Annotated in this window: 14 protein-coding genes and 6 pseudogenes; 10 read left to right on the top strand and 10 right to left on the bottom strand. The window is 58.7% G+C overall.

All coding sequences use genetic code 11. The annotated features are described in order from the left end of the window. The first annotated feature begins 116 nt into the window (after window positions 1-116). The 10 genes and pseudogenes from ABRP31_RS00465 to ABRP31_RS00420 form a co-directional block, all read left to right on the top strand. The gene (locus ABRP31_RS00465) at window positions 117-905 is read left to right on the top strand and encodes a MetQ/NlpA family ABC transporter substrate-binding protein (protein WP_349971016.1); all 789 of its coding nucleotides are present in this window, start codon (window positions 117-119) and stop codon (window positions 903-905) included. A 1-nt stretch (window position 906) separates the two neighbouring features. Continuing rightward, window positions 907-2,049, top strand: coding sequence for an ATP-binding cassette domain-containing protein (locus ABRP31_RS00460; protein WP_349971015.1), 1,143 nt, complete (start codon window positions 907-909; stop codon window positions 2,047-2,049). Next, window positions 2,039-2,683: a methionine ABC transporter permease gene (locus ABRP31_RS00455; protein ID WP_095092916.1), complete on the top strand. Its 645-nt coding sequence runs from the start codon at window positions 2,039-2,041 to the stop codon at window positions 2,681-2,683. Before ABRP31_RS00460 ends, ABRP31_RS00455 begins: the two co-directional genes overlap by 11 nt. A gap of 41 nt (window positions 2,684-2,724) precedes the next feature. Then, window positions 2,725-3,351 carry a methyltransferase domain-containing protein gene (locus ABRP31_RS00450; protein WP_349971014.1) on the top strand — a complete coding sequence of 209 codons (627 nt, stop codon included), beginning with the start codon at window positions 2,725-2,727 and terminating at the stop codon, window positions 3,349-3,351. A gap of 134 nt (window positions 3,352-3,485) precedes the next feature. Then, window positions 3,486-3,596 (top strand): annotated as a pseudogene (locus ABRP31_RS00445) (SAM-dependent methyltransferase); the annotation flags it as partial. Window positions 3,597-3,722: 126 nt separating this feature from the next. Further along, a pseudogene (locus ABRP31_RS00440) lies at window positions 3,723-3,838 on the top strand (SAM-dependent methyltransferase); the annotation flags it as partial. 123 nt (window positions 3,839-3,961) lie between these two features. Then, window positions 3,962-4,081 (top strand): annotated as a pseudogene (locus tag ABRP31_RS00435) (SAM-dependent methyltransferase); the annotation flags it as partial. A gap of 126 nt (window positions 4,082-4,207) precedes the next feature. Further along, window positions 4,208-4,324 (top strand): annotated as a pseudogene (locus tag ABRP31_RS00430) (SAM-dependent methyltransferase); the annotation flags it as partial. A 134-nt stretch (window positions 4,325-4,458) separates the two neighbouring features. Then, window positions 4,459-4,569 (top strand): annotated as a pseudogene (locus ABRP31_RS00425) (SAM-dependent methyltransferase); the annotation flags it as partial. Between the two features lie 113 nt (window positions 4,570-4,682). Next, window positions 4,683-4,814 (top strand): annotated as a pseudogene (locus tag ABRP31_RS00420) (SAM-dependent methyltransferase); the annotation flags it as partial. A 125-nt stretch (window positions 4,815-4,939) separates the two neighbouring features. Here ABRP31_RS00420 and ABRP31_RS00415 read toward each other — a convergent pair. The 10 genes from ABRP31_RS00415 to ABRP31_RS00370 form a co-directional block, all read right to left on the bottom strand. Then, window positions 4,940-5,398, bottom strand: coding sequence for a transposase (locus ABRP31_RS00415; RefSeq protein WP_349971340.1), 459 nt, complete (start codon window positions 5,396-5,398; stop codon window positions 4,940-4,942). A gap of 190 nt (window positions 5,399-5,588) precedes the next feature. Continuing rightward, on the bottom strand, window positions 5,589-8,687 hold the full coding sequence (locus tag ABRP31_RS00410) for an efflux RND transporter permease subunit (protein WP_349971339.1): 3,099 nt from the start codon (window positions 8,685-8,687) through the stop codon (window positions 5,589-5,591). Continuing rightward, window positions 8,684-9,751: an efflux RND transporter periplasmic adaptor subunit gene (locus tag ABRP31_RS00405; RefSeq protein WP_349971338.1), complete on the bottom strand. Its 1,068-nt coding sequence runs from the start codon at window positions 9,749-9,751 to the stop codon at window positions 8,684-8,686. Before ABRP31_RS00405 ends, ABRP31_RS00410 begins: the two co-directional genes overlap by 4 nt. Beyond that, window positions 9,748-10,866 carry an efflux RND transporter periplasmic adaptor subunit gene (locus ABRP31_RS00400; protein ID WP_349971337.1) on the bottom strand — a complete coding sequence of 373 codons (1,119 nt, stop codon included), beginning with the start codon at window positions 10,864-10,866 and terminating at the stop codon, window positions 9,748-9,750. Before ABRP31_RS00400 ends, ABRP31_RS00405 begins: the two co-directional genes overlap by 4 nt. Before the next feature lie 291 nt (window positions 10,867-11,157). Beyond that, complete coding sequence (locus ABRP31_RS00395) at window positions 11,158-11,370, bottom strand: DUF6124 family protein (protein ID WP_349971336.1); 213 nt, start codon at window positions 11,368-11,370, stop codon at window positions 11,158-11,160. A gap of 14 nt (window positions 11,371-11,384) precedes the next feature. Continuing rightward, window positions 11,385-11,522, bottom strand: a complete 138-nt coding sequence (locus ABRP31_RS00390; protein ID WP_349971335.1) for a hypothetical protein — start codon at window positions 11,520-11,522, stop codon at window positions 11,385-11,387. A gap of 337 nt (window positions 11,523-11,859) precedes the next feature. Next, entirely contained in the window at window positions 11,860-12,867 is a 1,008-nt protein-coding gene (locus ABRP31_RS00385; RefSeq protein WP_349971334.1) for an ABC transporter substrate-binding protein, read from the bottom strand. A gap of 145 nt (window positions 12,868-13,012) precedes the next feature. After that, entirely contained in the window at window positions 13,013-13,867 is an 855-nt protein-coding gene (locus tag ABRP31_RS00380) for an ABC transporter permease (protein ID WP_349971333.1), read from the bottom strand. Window positions 13,868-13,987: 120 nt separating this feature from the next. Then, a complete protein-coding gene (locus ABRP31_RS00375) occupies window positions 13,988-14,866 on the bottom strand; it encodes an ABC transporter ATP-binding protein (RefSeq protein WP_349971332.1) in 879 nt (292 codons plus the stop codon). A 15-nt stretch (window positions 14,867-14,881) separates the two neighbouring features. Then, a complete protein-coding gene (locus tag ABRP31_RS00370) occupies window positions 14,882-15,778 on the bottom strand; it encodes a TauD/TfdA family dioxygenase (RefSeq protein ID WP_349971331.1) in 897 nt (298 codons plus the stop codon). Window positions 15,779-16,055 lie beyond the last annotated feature (277 nt).

The raw sequence follows: 16,055 nt of genomic DNA, 5'->3' as shown, positions 1-16,055 counted from the left end.
TGCTTGCCCGCGATGGCGTGGAAACCCAATCGCAGGCAAGCCTGGCTACCACAATTGAATGCGATCAAACCAAACAAACAACACAACTAACCCCTGCAACACATCGGACATCCACCATGAAAAAACTCATCAGCACCCTGGCACTCAGCCTCTTAGCCCTCACCGCCCATGCAGCGGACGCGCCTCTTAAAGTCGGCACCACCGCCGCTTTCGCCATCCCGCTGGAAGCCGCTGTCCAGGAAGCAGCCAAGCAAGGCCTGAAGGTCGAGCTGGTGGAATTCACCGACTGGATCGCGCCCAACGTCAGCCTCGCGGCGGGCGATATCGACGTGAACTACTTCCAGCACATTCCGTTTCTGACCAACGCCAAAGAAGCGGCCGGGTTTGATCTGGTGCCATACGCGCCGGGGATCATCAACAACGTCGGCCTGTACTCCAAGAAGTACAAAAGCTTCGATGAACTGCCAACCGGCGCCACCGTGGCCATCGCCAACGACCCGATCAACAGCGGTCGCGGTCTGCAACTGCTGGCCAAGGCCGGTTTGATTACCCTCAAGCAAGGCGTGGGCTACAAGGCCACCGAGGAAGACATCGTCGCCAACCCGAAGAAGCTCAAACTGATTCAGGTCGAGGCCGTGCAACTGGTTCGCGCTTATGACGACGCTGATCTGGTTCAGGGCTACCCCGCCTACATTCGCCTGTCGAAAACCTTCGACGCCGAATCGGCCATCCTCTTTGACGGTCTTGATCACCCGGAATACGTCATCCAGTTCGTGATCAAGCCGCAGAGCAAAGATGATCCACGCCTGGCCAAATTCATCGACATCTACCAGCACTCGCCAGTCGTGCGCGCCACGCTGGACAAGGTTAACGGCAAGCTCTACCAAGCCGGCTGGGAAGGTTGATATGAATGCATCCGTGCAACGCCAACTGCCACTCGAACCCACGGGCGCAGCGCACTCGGCAGATCATTCGACAACCAAGGCCGAACTGCACGCCGACCTGAACCGCGCGCACGTGCGGTTCATTAATCTGGGCAAAACCTATCAGGGTCAGCAAGGCCCGGTAGATGCGCTGCAAAACATCGACCTGGCGATCCAGAAAGGCGAGATTTTCGGCATCATCGGCCGCAGCGGCGCGGGCAAATCCTCGCTGATCCGCACCATCAACCGCCTGGAACAACCCAGCAGCGGCCGGGTGCTGATCGAGCAGACCGACATTGGCGAACTCAATGAAGACAAGCTGGTGGAGCTGCGCCGTCGCATCGGCATGATCTTCCAGCACTTCAACCTGATGTCGGCCAAAACCGTATGGCAAAACGTCGAGCTGCCGCTCAAGGTGGCGGGCGTGCCCAAGGAACAGCGCCAGCGCAAAGTCACTGAACTGCTGGAACTGGTGGGCCTGCAAGACAAGCACAAGGCATACCCGGCGCAATTGTCCGGCGGCCAGAAACAGCGCGTGGGCATTGCCCGCTCGCTGGTGCATGACCCGGCGATTCTGCTCTGCGACGAAGCCACTTCAGCGCTGGACCCTGAGACCACCCAGTCGATCCTCGGTCTGCTGCGCGAGATCAACCAGCGCCTGGGCCTGACCATCATTTTGATCACCCATGAAATGGCCGTGATTCGCGATATCTGCGACCGCGTCGTGGTGCTCGAACAAGGCCGTGTCGTCGAGCAGGGCCCGGTCTGGCAAGTGTTTGGCAACCCGCAGCATGAGGTCAGCAAAACCCTGCTCGCACCTCTGCAGCATGGCTTGCCGGAAGACCTTCAAGCGCGACTGGCTGCCCAGCCGCAAACCCCTGATGCCAAAGTCGTGCTGGACCTGCACTTCACGGGCGACAGCGGTGAAGAGCCGGATCTGGCTGCGCTGTTCGCGGCACTCGGTGGCCGCGTCAGCTTGCTGCAAGGCGGTGTTGAACGGATTCAAGGGCGTGCGCTGGGCCACCTGCTGCTGTCAGTGGCTGGCTCGCCGCACAGCGTCGACACCCTGTTGAACCAGGCGCGCAAACAAGCGCAACACGCGGAGGTACTGGGCTATGTGGTTTGATCGCTTGCTGCAAGGCGCCATCGATACCTTCCTGATGGTCGGCGTCTCATCGTTTATCGCACTGGTGTTGGGCATTCCGCTGGCAGTGATTCTGGTCACCAGCGGCAAAGGCGGGATTTATGAAGCGCCTGCACTCAATCAGGTCTTGGGCGGCTTCGTGAACCTGTTCCGCTCCATTCCGTTTCTGATCCTGATGGTGGCGCTGATTCCGTTCACCCGAATGATCGTCGGCACTACCTATGGCGTTTGGGCTGCGGTGGTACCGCTGACCATTGCCGCCACGCCATTCTTTGCGCGGATCGCCGAAGTCAGCTTGCGTGAGGTCGATCACGGATTGATCGAAGCGGCGCAGGCCATGGGTTGCCGCCGCTGGCACATCATCTGGCACGTGCTGCTGCCTGAAGCACTGCCGGGCATCGTCGGTGGTTTCACCATCACACTGGTGACCATGATCAACTCCTCGGCCATGGCCGGCGCGATTGGCGCGGGCGGGTTGGGAGACATCGCCTACCGCTACGGCTATCAGCGCTTCGATAGCCAGATCATGCTGACCGTGATCGTGCTGTTGGTGATTCTCGTTGCAGTCATTCAACTGGGCGGCGATCGTCTGGCCAGAGGTCTGAACAAGCGCTAAGTGAGTTATATTTGGCGCCTCACTGCTCAGACAGAGTCGCCATGAAGCTCCAAGCGCAAGACCTCGCACAGATCACCGACAAAACCCTTGGCCACTACAACCAGGTGGCCGAGGACTTCCGCGAAGGCACCCGCGACCACGACGTCAGCCAGAACATTGCCGCGTTGCTGCGCCACATTGAAGGCCCGGCGCCGTGGCAGATTCTGGATTTCGGCTGCGGGCCCGGCCGTGATCTGCAGACGTTCAGCGGTATGGGCCATGCGCCGGTGGGCCTGGACGGCTCCGAGCGCTTTGCCGAAATGGCCCGCGCTGAAACGGGCTGCGAAGTGTGGCAGCAGAACTTCCTTGAGCTGGACCTGCCTGCTGAACGCTTCGATGGCATCTTCGCCAACGCCGTGCTGTTTCACATCCCCAAACAGGAACTGCCGCGCGTGCTGAGCGAACTGCACGCCACGCTGAAACCGGGCGGCGTCCTCTTCAGCTCCAACCCCCGTGGCGACAACCGCGAAGGCTGGAACGGCCCCCGGTATGGCTCATATCACGACCTGGAATCCTGGCAGGAACTGCTCACCGCTGCGGGGTTTGTGGAGTTGGAGCATTACTATCGCCCGGCAGGTTTGCCTCGGGACCAGCAGCCTTGGTTGGCGAGTGTTTGGCGTAAAGCCTGAGACCGAGTCGCCCTTATCGCGGGCAAGCCCAGCTCCCACAGTGACTGCATTCCAGCCAGATAAACGCGATTCCTGTGGGAGCAGAGCTTGCTCGCGATGGCCTCGACTCGATCTACGAAATTCTGGAATCCTGACAAGCACTGCTCACTGCTGCGGGGTTTGTTGAGTTGGAGCACTACTACCGTCCGGCAGGATTGCCTCGGGACCAGCAGCCCTGGTTGGCGAGTGTCTGGCGTAAAGCCTGAGACCGAGTCGCCCTTATCGCGGGCAAGCCCAGCTCCCACAGTGACTGCATTCCAGCCAGATAAACGCGATTCCTGTGGGAGCAGAGCTTGCTCGCGATGGCCTCGATTCGATCTACGGAATCCGAATCCTGGCAAGAACTGCTCACCGTGCGGGGTTTGTGGAGTTGGAGCATTACTATCGCCCTGCTGGGTTGCCTCGGGAACAACAGCCCTGGTTGGCGAGTGTCTGGCGTAAAGCCTGAGACCGAGTCGCCCTTATCGCGGGCAAGCCCAGCTCCCACAGTGACTGCATTCCAGCCAGATAAACGCGATTCCTGTGGGAGCAGAGCTTGCTCGCGATGGCCTCGATTCGATCTACGGAATCCGAATCCTGGCAAGAACTGCTCACCGCTGCGGGGTTTGTGGAGTTGGAGCATTACTATCGCCCTGCTGGGTTGCCTCGGGAACAACAGCCCTGGTTGGCGAGTGTTTGGCGTAAAGACTGAGACCGAGTCGCCCTTATCGCGGGCAAGCCCAGCTCCCACAGTGACTGCATTCCAGCCAGATAAACGCGATTCCTGTGGGAGCAGAGCTTGCTCGCGATGGCCTCGATTCGATCTACGGAATCCGAATCCTGGCAAGAACTGCTCACCGTTGCGGGGTTTGTGGAGTTGGAGCATTACTATCGCCCTGCTGGGTTGCCTCGGGAACAACAGCCCTGGTTGGCGAGTGTTTGGCGTAAAGCCTGAGACCGAGTCGCCCTTATCGCGGGCAAGCCCAGCTCCCACAGTGACTGCATTCCAGCCAGATAAACCCGATTCCTGTGGGAGCAGAGCGTGCTCGCGATGGCCTCGACTCGATCTACGAGATTCTGGAATCCTGACAAGCACTGCTCACTGCTGCGGGGTTTGTTGAGTTGGAGCATTACTACCGTCCGGCTGGATTGCCTCGGGACCAGCAGCCCTGGTTGGCGAGTGTCTGGCGTAAAGCCTGAGACCGAGTCGCCCTCATCGCGGGCAAGCCCAGCTCCCACAGTGACTGCATTCCAGCCAGATAAACCCGATTCCTGTGGGAGCAGAGCGTGCTCGCGATGGCCTCGACTCGATCTACGAGATTCTGGAATCCTGGCAAGAACTGCTCACCGCTGCGGGGTTTGTGGAGTTGGAGCATTACTATCGCCCGGCAGGTTTGCCTCGGAACCAGCAGCCTTGGTTGGCGAGTGTTTGGCGTAAAGCCTGAGACCGAGTCGCCCTTATCGCGGGCAAGCCCAGCTCCCACAGTGACTGCATTTCAACCAGATAAACGCGATTTCCTGTGGGAGCAGAGCTTGCTCGCGATGGCCTCGACTCAATCTACGAAATGGGTTAAATCCACGCAGCATCCCAAAGCGGGTAATCCCCCACTCGCTCGGTCAGTCCTGCTCTCACAGGATTCAGGATCAGATACCGAGCCAAGCCCTTTAAATCCTCTTCTTGCCGAATCGCATAGTCATGGAAGCCGCGCTGCCAGATACTTCCGGTCCGGCCTTGAAGATCATTCACCACCACGCAAGCGCGAGACTTTGTCCGCGCAACCACTCGGCTCAACGAACCACTCTTTAGCTCCAGCAACCAGTGAAAGTGATCAGGCATCACTACCCAAGCAAGTGACTGAGCCAACCCGTCACGCTCAGCCAACCTAAACTGCTTCGCCACAAGACGACCTACTCGCCAATCGCCGAAGATCGGCTGGCGGTCTTTGGTGTTAGCAGTTACGAGATAAATCCGGCCTTTTTCACTGTGGCGGCCAATGCGTAACTGTCGAGATTGATGAGGTGATCGCATTCCATTGCCTTTGAGCTCTAGTGGAACTCAAAAGGTAGGTCAGGCAGGTGATCTACAGCGCTGGATTAATTGGCTGGATGTATCTGCTTCTCGAATCGAGGCGCAGCCATCGCGAGCAAGCTCAGCTCCCACAGCGCTTGCTTTTGCTGTGGGAGCCGGGCTTGGTCTGGGCGGCATTCCGACGATTGAGTCAATGATTTACAGCTGGCTCACCACCCTTTTCAGCCTGCTCCCGCTGCTCATCACTCGGCTCCTTAATCCGGTACCACGCCACATACAGCGCGGGCAGGAACAGCAGCGTCAGCAGGGTGGCGATAATAATGCCGCCGATCATGGCGTAGGCCATCGGGCCCCAGAAGACTTCGCGGGCGATGGGGATCATGCCCAGGCTAGCAGCCGCGGCGGTAAGCAGGATCGGACGGCGACGATGCTGGGTCGCTTCGGCCACGGCGTCCCATGGCAAGTAGCCGTCGCGCTCATACGCATCGATTTGCGTCACCAGAATCACCGAGTTACGGATGATGATGCCGATCAGCGCCAATATCCCGAGGATCGCCACAAAGCCCATGGGCGTACCGGTCGGAATCAGCGCCAACACCACGCCAATCAAGCCCAATGGCGCAACGCTGGCGACCAGGAACATCTTCTGCACGCTGTGCAGCTGGATCATTAGGAACGTCGCCATCAGGAAGATCATCAGCGGCACAACGCTGGCAATCGGGCCTTGGGCCTTGCCACTTTCTTCGACGGTGCCACCAGTCGCGACCTTGTAGCCAGTCGGTAAACCCGCAGCAAACTTGTCGATCTCAGGCTTGAGCTGCTTGACCAGATCCGTCGGCTGCATGTCATCCGCTACCGCCGCTTTAACCGTAATGGTCGGCTTGCGGTCACGACGCCAGACCAGCGGCTGCTCCAGTTCGTATCGCACCGTCGCAAACGCCAGCAACGGAATTGACGTACCGCCCGGCGTTACAATCTGCAGATTCTGCAGGGTTTCCGGCGAGCCACGCTCTGCATCTTCAGCACGGCCCACGACGTCAATCAGGTAAATGTCGTCGCGAACCTGCGTGACAGGCGAGCCGCTGACGATGCTGTTCATCAGCTTGGCGACGTCCTCGGACGACAAGCCCAACTGCCGCGCCTTGTCCTGATTGATGTCGATGCGCAGGACTTTGCCTGGCTCGTTCCAGTCGTAAATCATCTCGCCGACATGAGGATTGGCGTCCAGCAGTGTGGCCAGTTCGATGGCGTGCTGGCGGACCTTGTCGATGTTTTCGCCGCTGATTCGATACTGCAGCGGACGCCCCACCGGCGGCCCCATTTCCAGCGGCTGAACGAAGCTGCCGATGCCGACAAACTCTTCGCGCAGACGCTTGTTCAGGCGGTCGGTCAAATCGGCGCGCTGCTCCAGGCTTTTGCTGACGATGACCAACTGCGCGTAGTACGGATTTTCCAGTTGCTGGTCCAGCGGCAGATAGAAGCGTAAGGCGCCCTGGCCGATGTAAGTGCTCCAGCGCTCAATGTCCGGATCGTCCTTGAGCGTCGCTTCAAAACGGTCCACCACCTTGCGGGTTTCATTGATCGAAGCGTTTTGTGGCAGGTTCAGGTCGACGAGAACTTCTGGCCGATCCGAGGATGGGAAGAACTGGTTCTGCACGAACTGCATAGAGAACACTGCCCCCACAAACAGCAGAATGGTGAAAATGATCGTGATCCAGCGATGTCGCATCGCCCAGAACATGCTGTTGTTGAAGCCTCGGGCGATCCGCCCTTCCTTCTCTTTTTCGTCTTTCTTTTTGATGTTGGCACTCAGGATGTGCACGCCGATCACCGGCGCGAACAACACCGCCACGACCCACGACACCAGCATCGCCACGGCAATCACCGCAAACAGCGTGAAGGTGTATTCCCCCGCCGAGCTGGCATTAAGGCCGATGGGCACAAACCCGGCGACAGTCACCAGCGTACCGGTCAGCATCGGAAAGGCGGTCGAGGTATAGGCGTAAGTCGCGGCCTGCTCCTTGGTCTCGCCCATCTCCAGGCGCGTGACCATCATCTCCACCGTGATCATCGCGTCATCCACCAGCAAGCCGAGGGCGATGATCAACGCGCCGAGGGAAATCCGCTGCATGGTGATGCCGCTGTATTCCATGAACACGAAGACCATGGCCAGCACCAGCGGGATCGAACAGGCGACCACCAACCCGGCGCGTATCCCGAGGCTGACAAAGCTGACGATCAGCACGATCACCACCGCCTCAAACAGCGCGCTGGTGAAGCCGCCGACGGCCTTCTCAACCACTTCGGCCTGATCCGACACGTTATGCACACCGACGCCCACCGGCAGATTGGCGGTTGCGGCGTCCATACGCCCATGCAGCGCTTTACCGAACTCCTGAATATTCCCGCCTTTCTTCATCGCGATGGCCAGGCCGATGGCTGGCTTGCCGTTGAAGCGGAACAGAGGTTTGGGCGGATCGGCATAGCCACGGGTGATGTCAGCGATGTCGCTCAAACGGTAGAAACGATCATTGAGGCGCAGATTGACCTCTGCCAGATCCTTCTCTGATGCAAACTGCCCCGAGGTCCGCACCGAAATCCGCTCCGGCCCGGCCTCGATCACACCCGCCGGTGTGACCGCGTTTTGCGATTGCAGGCTCTGTACCACCTGGCTTTGATCCAGACCTAGCGCCGCCAGCTTGCGGGTGGAGAAATTCAGGTACAGCACTTCGTCCTGCTGGCCGATCATTTCGACCTTGCCCAGCCCTGGCACTTCACGGATTTCCGTACGCACTTGCTCGACGTAATCGCGCAACTGGCGCATGGAAAAACCATCCGCCGTGAACGCGTAAATCGACCCGTAAACATCACCGAATTCGTCGTTGTAAAACGGTCCTTGGGTGCCTTGAGGGAATTGCGCGCGGATGTCATCGATCTTCTTGCGCACCTGATACCAGATCTCCGGAATGTCCCCGGCAGAAGTGGTGTCGTGCAGGAAAATCATGATCGTCGACTCACCCGGACGCGTGTAACTCTTCACGTAGTCCAGCGAGTCCAGCTCTTCGAGCTTCTTCTCGATGCGGTCGGTGACTTGCTCCAGGGTTTCGTCCACCGTCGCGCCCGGCCAGCGGGTTTGTACGACCATGGTTTTGATGGTGAAGGAAGGATCCTCTTCACGCCCAAGATTCATGTAGGAAAACACGCCCATTAACAGCGCGACGAACATCAGGTACCAGACAAAGGACTGGTGTTTGATGGCCCACTCGGACAGGTTAAAACTCCCTTTCATCGCGGGCTTTCCTCATCGACTTTAACTTTTTGGCCCGGCTTGAGGCTGTTGACCCCGGCGCTCACCACCCACTCGCCGGGTTTGATCCCGTTGCTCAATACAAAACTGTCACTGCTACGACTGATGACGTTCACCGTCCGGGGATTTACCGTCTGGTTTTGCCGGTCGATGATCCACACCTGCGCCTTGCCATCGACCTCCTGCAAAGCATTGATCGGCAACTCAGTGCGCGAGGCGATGGCCGAGCTGAGGCTGACGCTGATTGCGGTGCCAAGGCGGAAGGCTTCCGGCGTCTCTGCCAGGGTCAGGCGCGCACGGCGGGTGCGCGTGGTGCGTTCGGCTTGCGGCTCGATTTCGCGCAACGTCGCGGTGGTGTTGATCTGCGGATCAAGTTGGCTGGCGACCTTGAACTCGACGCCTTTGGGCAACTGATCAGCCAAGGTTCCAGGCAAATCGATCACTGCTTCTTTGACGTCCGGACGGGCCAGCGTTACGACCTCCTGCCCGGCCGTGACCACTTGCCCGGCCTCTACCTGCCAGCGAGTAACAACCGCTGCGTGATCGGCTCGTAATTCGCTGTAACCCAGTTGATCCTGAGCCTGGCTCAGTGCTGCACGGGCCTGCTCCAGTGACGAGTTAGTGGTTTTCAGATCGGTCTGGGCGATGTCCAGTTGCGCTTGAGCGCCCACGCCACGGTCGAACAACTCCTGCTGACGACGGGCATTGGCTTGCGCGTTGATCCACTGCGCCTGAATGCGGGCAAGATCGCCTTGGCGAGCACGCACGTTGTTCTGTTGATCGGTAGGGTCCAGCGTGGCGAGCAGCGCGCCTTTGGCGACTTCACTGCCGACATCCACGCTGCGTTGCGCGATCCGTCCGCCGACACGAAAGCCCAGGGTGCTTTCAAAGCGCGCTTCGATGTTGCCTGCAAAACGTCCGAGGCTTTCCTCGGAAATCGCGTTGGCTTCGACATGCAGCACGGGGCGTACCGGTTCCGGCGCAGGCTCTTCTTTGCTGCACGCGCTCAAGAATGGCAGCAACAGCAACCACGACAAACGCTTCATGGCTGCACCTTCGCGGTTTTCTGTTTCTCGCTGGCGGCTATTTCCACCTGCATGTCCGGGTGCAACAACTGCCCACCGGCCACGACCACTTTCTCACCCGCCTTCAGGCCATCGGTGATGATGACTTTGGCAGTCAGGTAACGGCCAACGGTGACGGCACGCAAATTGGCTTTGCCTTGATCGTCCACCACCCACACGGCTGGCTTGCCCAATTGATCACCTAAACCTTTGGTCAACGCGGCCCACGGCAGTTCGATGCTGGCTTTGCCCGGCGCGTTCAGCGACCCGCTGACCACTGAACCGAGGTCCATGCCAGCGGGTAATTTTTCGAGGGCGATTTTCACTTGTACGGTGCCGGTTTCGGCTGACACGGCGGGTGTCACTTCACGGACTTTGCCGACCGTTTTGATTTGCGGGTTATCCAGCAGCGTCACCACCACCGGTTCATCGCCGGACGCTTGGGCGAACAGTGACTCATAGACGTTGAATACCGCGTCACGCTCGCCGTCACGGGCCAGGCCGAAAATCGGCACAGTGGCCTGCACCACTTGCCCAACCTCCGCCTGACGTTCAGTAATCACACCCGGCGCGTCGGCGATCAATGCGGTGTAACTCAGTTGTTCACGGGCATTGGCCAACTGCGCCTGAGCCGCATTGAGCGCGCTCTGGCTGCTTCGCAACGCGGCTTGCGCCGAATCGTACTCGCTGCGGCTGGTGTAACCCTTGGGCAGCAGTTTTTCCTGTCGCACGAACGCCGCACGGGTTTGCGTCACCCGCGCCTGTTCGGCAGCGACAGCAGCGACGGCGGAATCGACGTTGGTCTGTAAGTCTTTGGGGTCAAGCTTCGCCAGCACTTGCCTGGCCGTGACCCGATCGCCCACATCCACCATGCGCTGAATGATCTTGCCGCCCACGCGGAATGAAAGCTGCGTCTGCACCCGCGCCTGAACATCACCGGTCAGGGCCACCTGAGCGGCGTAGTCAGTAGTTGCGACTTCTTGCACGTAAACGCGTGGCAGATTGGCCGGAGGGGCTTCTTCTTTGCCGCAGCCGGCGAGAATGGCCAACGCCAGCGTCAGACCGGACAACGCCAATTTAGAGGGGGAAACGGGCATGCAGACTCCTTATGCGGATGCCGTGCGCGTGCCTCGCTGTAAACAGTGGGTGGCGCCGTGACTATGCGACTCTAAGCGTAGATCAGGGTTCCTTGAGGTGTGTGATTGGTTGTGCAGAAGAGGGTGAAACGGCCGGAATCAGGGTATCGGCTGGCACTGAGCCTGTGGGAGCAGGGCTTGCCCGCGATAAGGTATCGGTGATCTATCTGCAACCGAGGTGTTCTTATCGCGGGCAAGCCCTGCTCCCACATGAGGACTTCATTTCAACAGTGCCAGCACGGTGCTCCAACTTCAGCGGGGTTCGACGCGTTCCAGTGAGCGGTCGAGTTCGGCTTTGGCCATGGCGATCAGGTGGACGACGGAAAAGGCAAGGTCGCGCTTGGAGCCGTTGAGGGTATCGCCGGTTTCATAGGCGGTGGCGGCTGCGCAGCGGAGTAGGTCGCTGACATGGAGCAGCGACTCTTCGAGGGTTGGTAGCGGTGGATCCGGTGTTAATTTTTTCATTTGCGTATGTCCGGTTAGGCCACCGGATGTTCGCTGCTAAACGAATAAGGGGTGGCGGCTTCGTCGCGGGTTAGCAGACCGGTGGACATACGCAAGCATCCGGCGCACTCGAAAGTGCCCCACGCAAAGCCGCCATAAAGCGGTAATTGCACGTTACGTAGTCCAGACAGGCTGCTAAACCCGATCACTGATTGGTCAGTGACGGGCGCAGCCTAGTGTCCGGAATTGGCACGCGCAAGGGCTCAGGATTTTCTAGGAAACTTCACACAGAAGAAAGGGAAACAGCCGCAGGAAAGGGCCTTCAAAGGGGTGTTTTTCGTGAGTTGAAGTTACAGATCAGGGTCGGAAGGATAGCGATTTGTGGGAGCTGGGCTTGCCCGCGATAAGACTGGACGCGATTCACTTTAGATCGCATTCAGCCTTATCGCGGGCAAGCCCAGCTCCCACAAGGGTCAACGCCAGCCAGTGGATGGATATTCCAGACTGGTATCAGCTACCCGCACCACCATGGGCTTCTTCAAAGAAGTAATCCTTCCAGCTCGCCGCCTTGTTTTTCAACACACCCAGCTCTTGCAGTTTTTCAGCATAAATAAAGGTTCGCTGCGGGGTGATGGTGAAGTCGATTTCCGGATCGGAAACGATCTTCTCTACAAACGGCAGCGCCAGCTTGGATTGCTCTACGCGGATGTAGGTCTGGGCGGCAGCAGGTTTGTCGGCCTTGATGATTTTCTCGGCTTCAGCCAGGGCGTCGTAGAACGCCTTGTAGGTTTTCGGGTTTTCGTCGTGGAATTTCTCGGTGGTGTACAGCACGTTGAACGTAGCCTGACCGCCCAGCACGTCGTAAGAACTCAGCACTTTATGCACATTCTTGTTTTCCAGCGCCTGGTATTGGAACGGCGGGCTGGAGAAGTGCGAAGTGATTTCCGAACCGCCCGAAATCAGCGCCGACGTGGCGTCCGGGTGCGGCAGGCTTACCGAGATGTTGTCGAATTTCTTGAAGTTGTCGTTACCGAACTCTTTGGCAGTTTCGATCTGCAAGGTACGCGACTGGAAGCCCACGCCAGCGGCTGGCACGGCGATGCGGTCTTTGTCGGTGAAGTCTTTGAGGGTTTTCACGTTCGGGTTGTTGGTCAGCAAGTAGTTGGGCATCGAGCCCAGCGACGCGATGGCTTTAACGTTCTGCTTGCCTTTGGTGCGGTCCCAGATGGTCAGCATCGGCGGCACGCCCGCGGATACTACGTCCAGCGCGCCAGCCAGCAGTGCTTCGTTCATGGCGGTGGCGCCAGAGATGCTGTTCCAGTCAACCTTGATGTCGATGCCCTGCTCTTTACCGTGCTTCTCGATCAGTTTTTGATCACGCACCACGTCCAGAATCAGGTAACCGATACCAAACTGCTGGGCGATGCTGATCTTGCCTTCGGCCTGTGCGCCGCCGCTGAGCAGGCCGATGGTGGCTGCCAGAGCGATGATGGCTGAGCGCTTGAAAGGAATTGCCATTTGAAACCCCATATCAGAAATGTTGTTGATATCTGTGGGAGCAGAGCTTGCTCGCGATAAAGCTGGACGCGGTTCACTTTGGATCGCATTCAGCCTTATCGCGAGCAAGCTCTGCTCCCACAAGGTTTAAGTGTTTTCAGTTAAATCAGCGCTGCATACCCCAGCGCTTGACGGTCAGGCGTTCGATGTTGGCAAACAGCAGGTTTTCCACCAGCAGGCCGATCAGGATGACCGCGGCCAGGCCAGCAAAAACTTTGTCGGTGTACAGCTCATTGCGGTTCTGGAAGATGTACCAGCCCAGGCCGCCTTTGCCGGACGATGCGCCGAACACCAGTTCAGCCGCGATCAGGGTCCGCCAGGCGAATGCCCAACCAATTTTCAGACCGGCCAGAATCGACGGCAGCGCCGCCGGAATCAGGATGTGCCAGACAAAGCGCAAGCCTTTGAGGCCGTAGTTGCGGCCGGCCATGCGCTGGGTTTCCGAGACGCCGAGAAAGCCCGCGTAGGTATTGAGCGCCAACGCCCACAGCACCGAGTGCACCAACACAAAAATCAGGCTGTTCTGCCCCAGGCCAAACCACAGCAGCGCCAGTGGCAGCAGCGCAATGGCAGGCAGCGGGTTGAACATCGCGGTCAATGTGCCGAGCAAGTCACGGCCTAGTTGGGTAGACACCGCAAGCGTGGTCAGGGCAAAGGCCAGGACGATACCGATCACGTAGCCCTGGATCAGCACGGTCAGGGAAATCCAGACCTTGTTGATCAGTTCACCCGACAGGATGCCGTCATAAAACGCAGCAGCGGTTTGCAGGAAGCTGGGCAGCAACAGGTCGTTGTTCTGAATCCGCGCAGCAACTTCCCAGAGCACGGCCAGCACGATCAGGATCACGGTTTTACGCACCCAGCTCACTTGCCAGATGCGTTGCGCCAGCGGGATGTCACGGGCCAGGTCTTCCTGAGTGAAAGGCTCCAGCGTGACTTCGTATTCTTGACGGATGTTCATGGTGTGTTCTCTGAATTCGACACTCCACAGGTAGGAGCTAACTTGTTAGCGAGACATTCGACCTGTGTTGCCAGGAAGATCGCCTCGCGAACAAGTTCGCTCCTACCGGAGTAGGCGGTGTTAATAAGCGATCCGGATGTCCTGGAAGTTCAGCTCGCGATCAACGGCCTGCTCTTCGCCTTCGTCGAAAAGCAGCCGGTGAATGCGCTGGGCGGTTTGCTGGAAACCAACGCCGCCAAGGCTTTTCAGGTCGTATTGATGGCTGTTGATTTCAGCCCGCACACGGCCCGGATGCGGCGACAACAGCAAGATGCGGTTACCGACCACCAGCGCCTCTTCAATCGAGTGCGTGACAAACAGCAGCGTGAAGCGCACTTCTTCCCACAGCTCCAGCAGCTCTTCCTGCATCTTGCGACGGGTCAGCGCATCCAGCGCAGCGAAGGGTTCGTCCATGAGCAGGATTTTCGGCTGCATCGCCAGCGCGCGAGCAATCGCCACGCGGGCTTTCATGCCGCCAGACAAGGTGTGCGGGTAGGCATCGGCAAAGGCGCTCAACCCGACTTTCGCCAGGTAGTAATGCGCACGCTCCAATGCTTCCTTGCGCTTCAAGGTGCGCGAGGCCAGCAGCGGGAAAATCACGTTTTCAATCACGGTTTTCCAGGGCGGCAGCTGGTCGAACTCCTGGAACACCACGATGCGGTCCGGGCCTGGCTCATGAACTTCAGCGCCAGCCAGACGAATCTGCCCTTCGCTGGGTTTGATGAAACCCGCCACAGCCTTGAGCAAGGTGGATTTGCCGCAACCCGAAGGGCCAAGCAATACGAAGCGATCAGCCGGATCAACTTCAAAGCTGACTTGATGAGTCGCCCGCACCACACGCTCGGGCGTGCGGTATTCCAGGCTTACGTTCTGGACTTGCAGCAGGGCTTCAGCAGCGGGCTGGTCGACCTGTTGCGCAATCGAGTTTGCGCTAGCCGTGTGGCTTTGCAGAACAGTCATTAAAAGCTCCCGGTATTAGAACGGCGCATCGCCCTGAATGGTGGTGCGGTGCAAGCGGCGACGCAGATGGTCAGGCGTGCCGCCTGCCAAGTGGATCAGCGAGCGGTTATCCCAGAAGACCATGTCGTTGGGCGCCCATTTGTGGCGATAGACCCCTTCAGGACGCACGCTGTGGGCGTACAGCTCATTGAGAATCTGCTGACTCTCGTCTTCCGGCAGACCGACGATATGCGTGGTGAAGCCTTCGCTGACGAACAGCGCCTTGCGGCCGTTCTCCGGATGCGTACGCACGATCGGATGGCTGACCACAACGACTTGTGCCAACTGCTCGGCGGTCAGGGTTGGGCGCCAGTTTTGAGCGTTGTGCCCGTCGCGATAGCGCGAGGTGTAGCTGTGTACGGCAGAGCGGCCTTCAACAGCTTTGCGCAGATGCTCCGGCAAGGTGTCCCAGGCCAGGTGCATGTCGGCGAACAGCGTGTCGCCGCCTTCGCTCGGCAGTTCTTGTGCGTAGAGCATCGAGCCCAGGCTTGGCAGTTCTTTGTAGGAGAGATCCGAGTGCCAGTACTTGCCCGCATCGCCAAGGCCCAAGGGCTGACCGTTTTCCACGATGTTGGAAACGATGAGAATTTCCGGGTGGTTAGCCAGCAGGAATTGCTTGAGGACGTGGATCTGCAACACGCCAAAACGGCGGCTGAAGTCGATCTGCTGTTGTGGGGTGATCTGCTGATCGCGGAACACCACGACGTGATAATCCAGGTGTGCGCGGTGTACGCGGGCGAAGTCAGCGTCATTCAGCGGTCGGGACAGGTCCAGCCCAACGATTTCCGCGCCCACTTTCTCGGCGAACGGGCGCACCTCGAACTGCTGAGGTTCGGCGTGAACAGGTGATGACGCGAGGGACGCTGCTGACATGACTCAGACTCCAGAAGACTGGTGGTAATGAGCCATGACTTTATAGGTATAAGAATCGAAATTTAAATATCGTTATTGCATATGGATAGTCCGGATTGAGCTAGGCACTCAAGGCGGACACCTGTAGGAGCTGACCGAGGTTACGAGGGCTGCGAAAGCGTTGTATCAGACAGACCGCAATTCGCAGCCTTCGGCAGCTCCTACAGATTCTCGCCAGAAACAAAAACGCCGACGCTGTTGCCAGCGTCGGCGTTGGGTATTACGTGTTCAGCTCAGC

The sequence above is a fragment of the Pseudomonas caspiana genome (assembly GCF_040224095.2).
Lineage (GTDB): Bacteria > Pseudomonadota > Gammaproteobacteria > Pseudomonadales > Pseudomonadaceae > Aquipseudomonas > Aquipseudomonas caspiana.
Note: the sequence above shows the minus strand (reverse complement) of the source record. Positions and strands in the feature narration are given on the sequence as shown.

Excerpts from the sequence above, each read along its gene's own strand:
- ABRP31_RS00465 (WP_349971016.1), top strand. The coding sequence starts at position 117 with ATGAAAAAACTCATCAGCACCCTGGCACTCAGCCTCTTAGCCCTCACC.
- ABRP31_RS00460 (WP_349971015.1), top strand. The coding sequence starts at position 907 with ATGAATGCATCCGTGCAACGCCAACTGCCACTCGAACCCACGGGCGCA.
- ABRP31_RS00455 (WP_095092916.1), top strand. The coding sequence starts at position 2,039 with ATGTGGTTTGATCGCTTGCTGCAAGGCGCCATCGATACCTTCCTGATG.
- ABRP31_RS00450 (WP_349971014.1), top strand. The coding sequence starts at position 2,725 with ATGAAGCTCCAAGCGCAAGACCTCGCACAGATCACCGACAAAACCCTT.
- ABRP31_RS00415 (WP_349971340.1), bottom strand. The coding sequence starts at position 5,398 with ATGCGATCACCTCATCAATCTCGACAGTTACGCATTGGCCGCCACAGT.
- ABRP31_RS00410 (WP_349971339.1), bottom strand. The coding sequence starts at position 8,687 with ATGAAAGGGAGTTTTAACCTGTCCGAGTGGGCCATCAAACACCAGTCC.
- ABRP31_RS00405 (WP_349971338.1), bottom strand. The coding sequence starts at position 9,751 with ATGAAGCGTTTGTCGTGGTTGCTGTTGCTGCCATTCTTGAGCGCGTGC.
- ABRP31_RS00400 (WP_349971337.1), bottom strand. The coding sequence starts at position 10,866 with ATGCCCGTTTCCCCCTCTAAATTGGCGTTGTCCGGTCTGACGCTGGCG.
- ABRP31_RS00395 (WP_349971336.1), bottom strand. The coding sequence starts at position 11,370 with ATGAAAAAATTAACACCGGATCCACCGCTACCAACCCTCGAAGAGTCG.
- ABRP31_RS00385 (WP_349971334.1), bottom strand. The coding sequence starts at position 12,867 with ATGGCAATTCCTTTCAAGCGCTCAGCCATCATCGCTCTGGCAGCCACC.
- ABRP31_RS00380 (WP_349971333.1), bottom strand. The coding sequence starts at position 13,867 with ATGAACATCCGTCAAGAATACGAAGTCACGCTGGAGCCTTTCACTCAG.
- ABRP31_RS00375 (WP_349971332.1), bottom strand. The coding sequence starts at position 14,866 with ATGACTGTTCTGCAAAGCCACACGGCTAGCGCAAACTCGATTGCGCAA.
- ABRP31_RS00370 (WP_349971331.1), bottom strand. The coding sequence starts at position 15,778 with ATGTCAGCAGCGTCCCTCGCGTCATCACCTGTTCACGCCGAACCTCAG.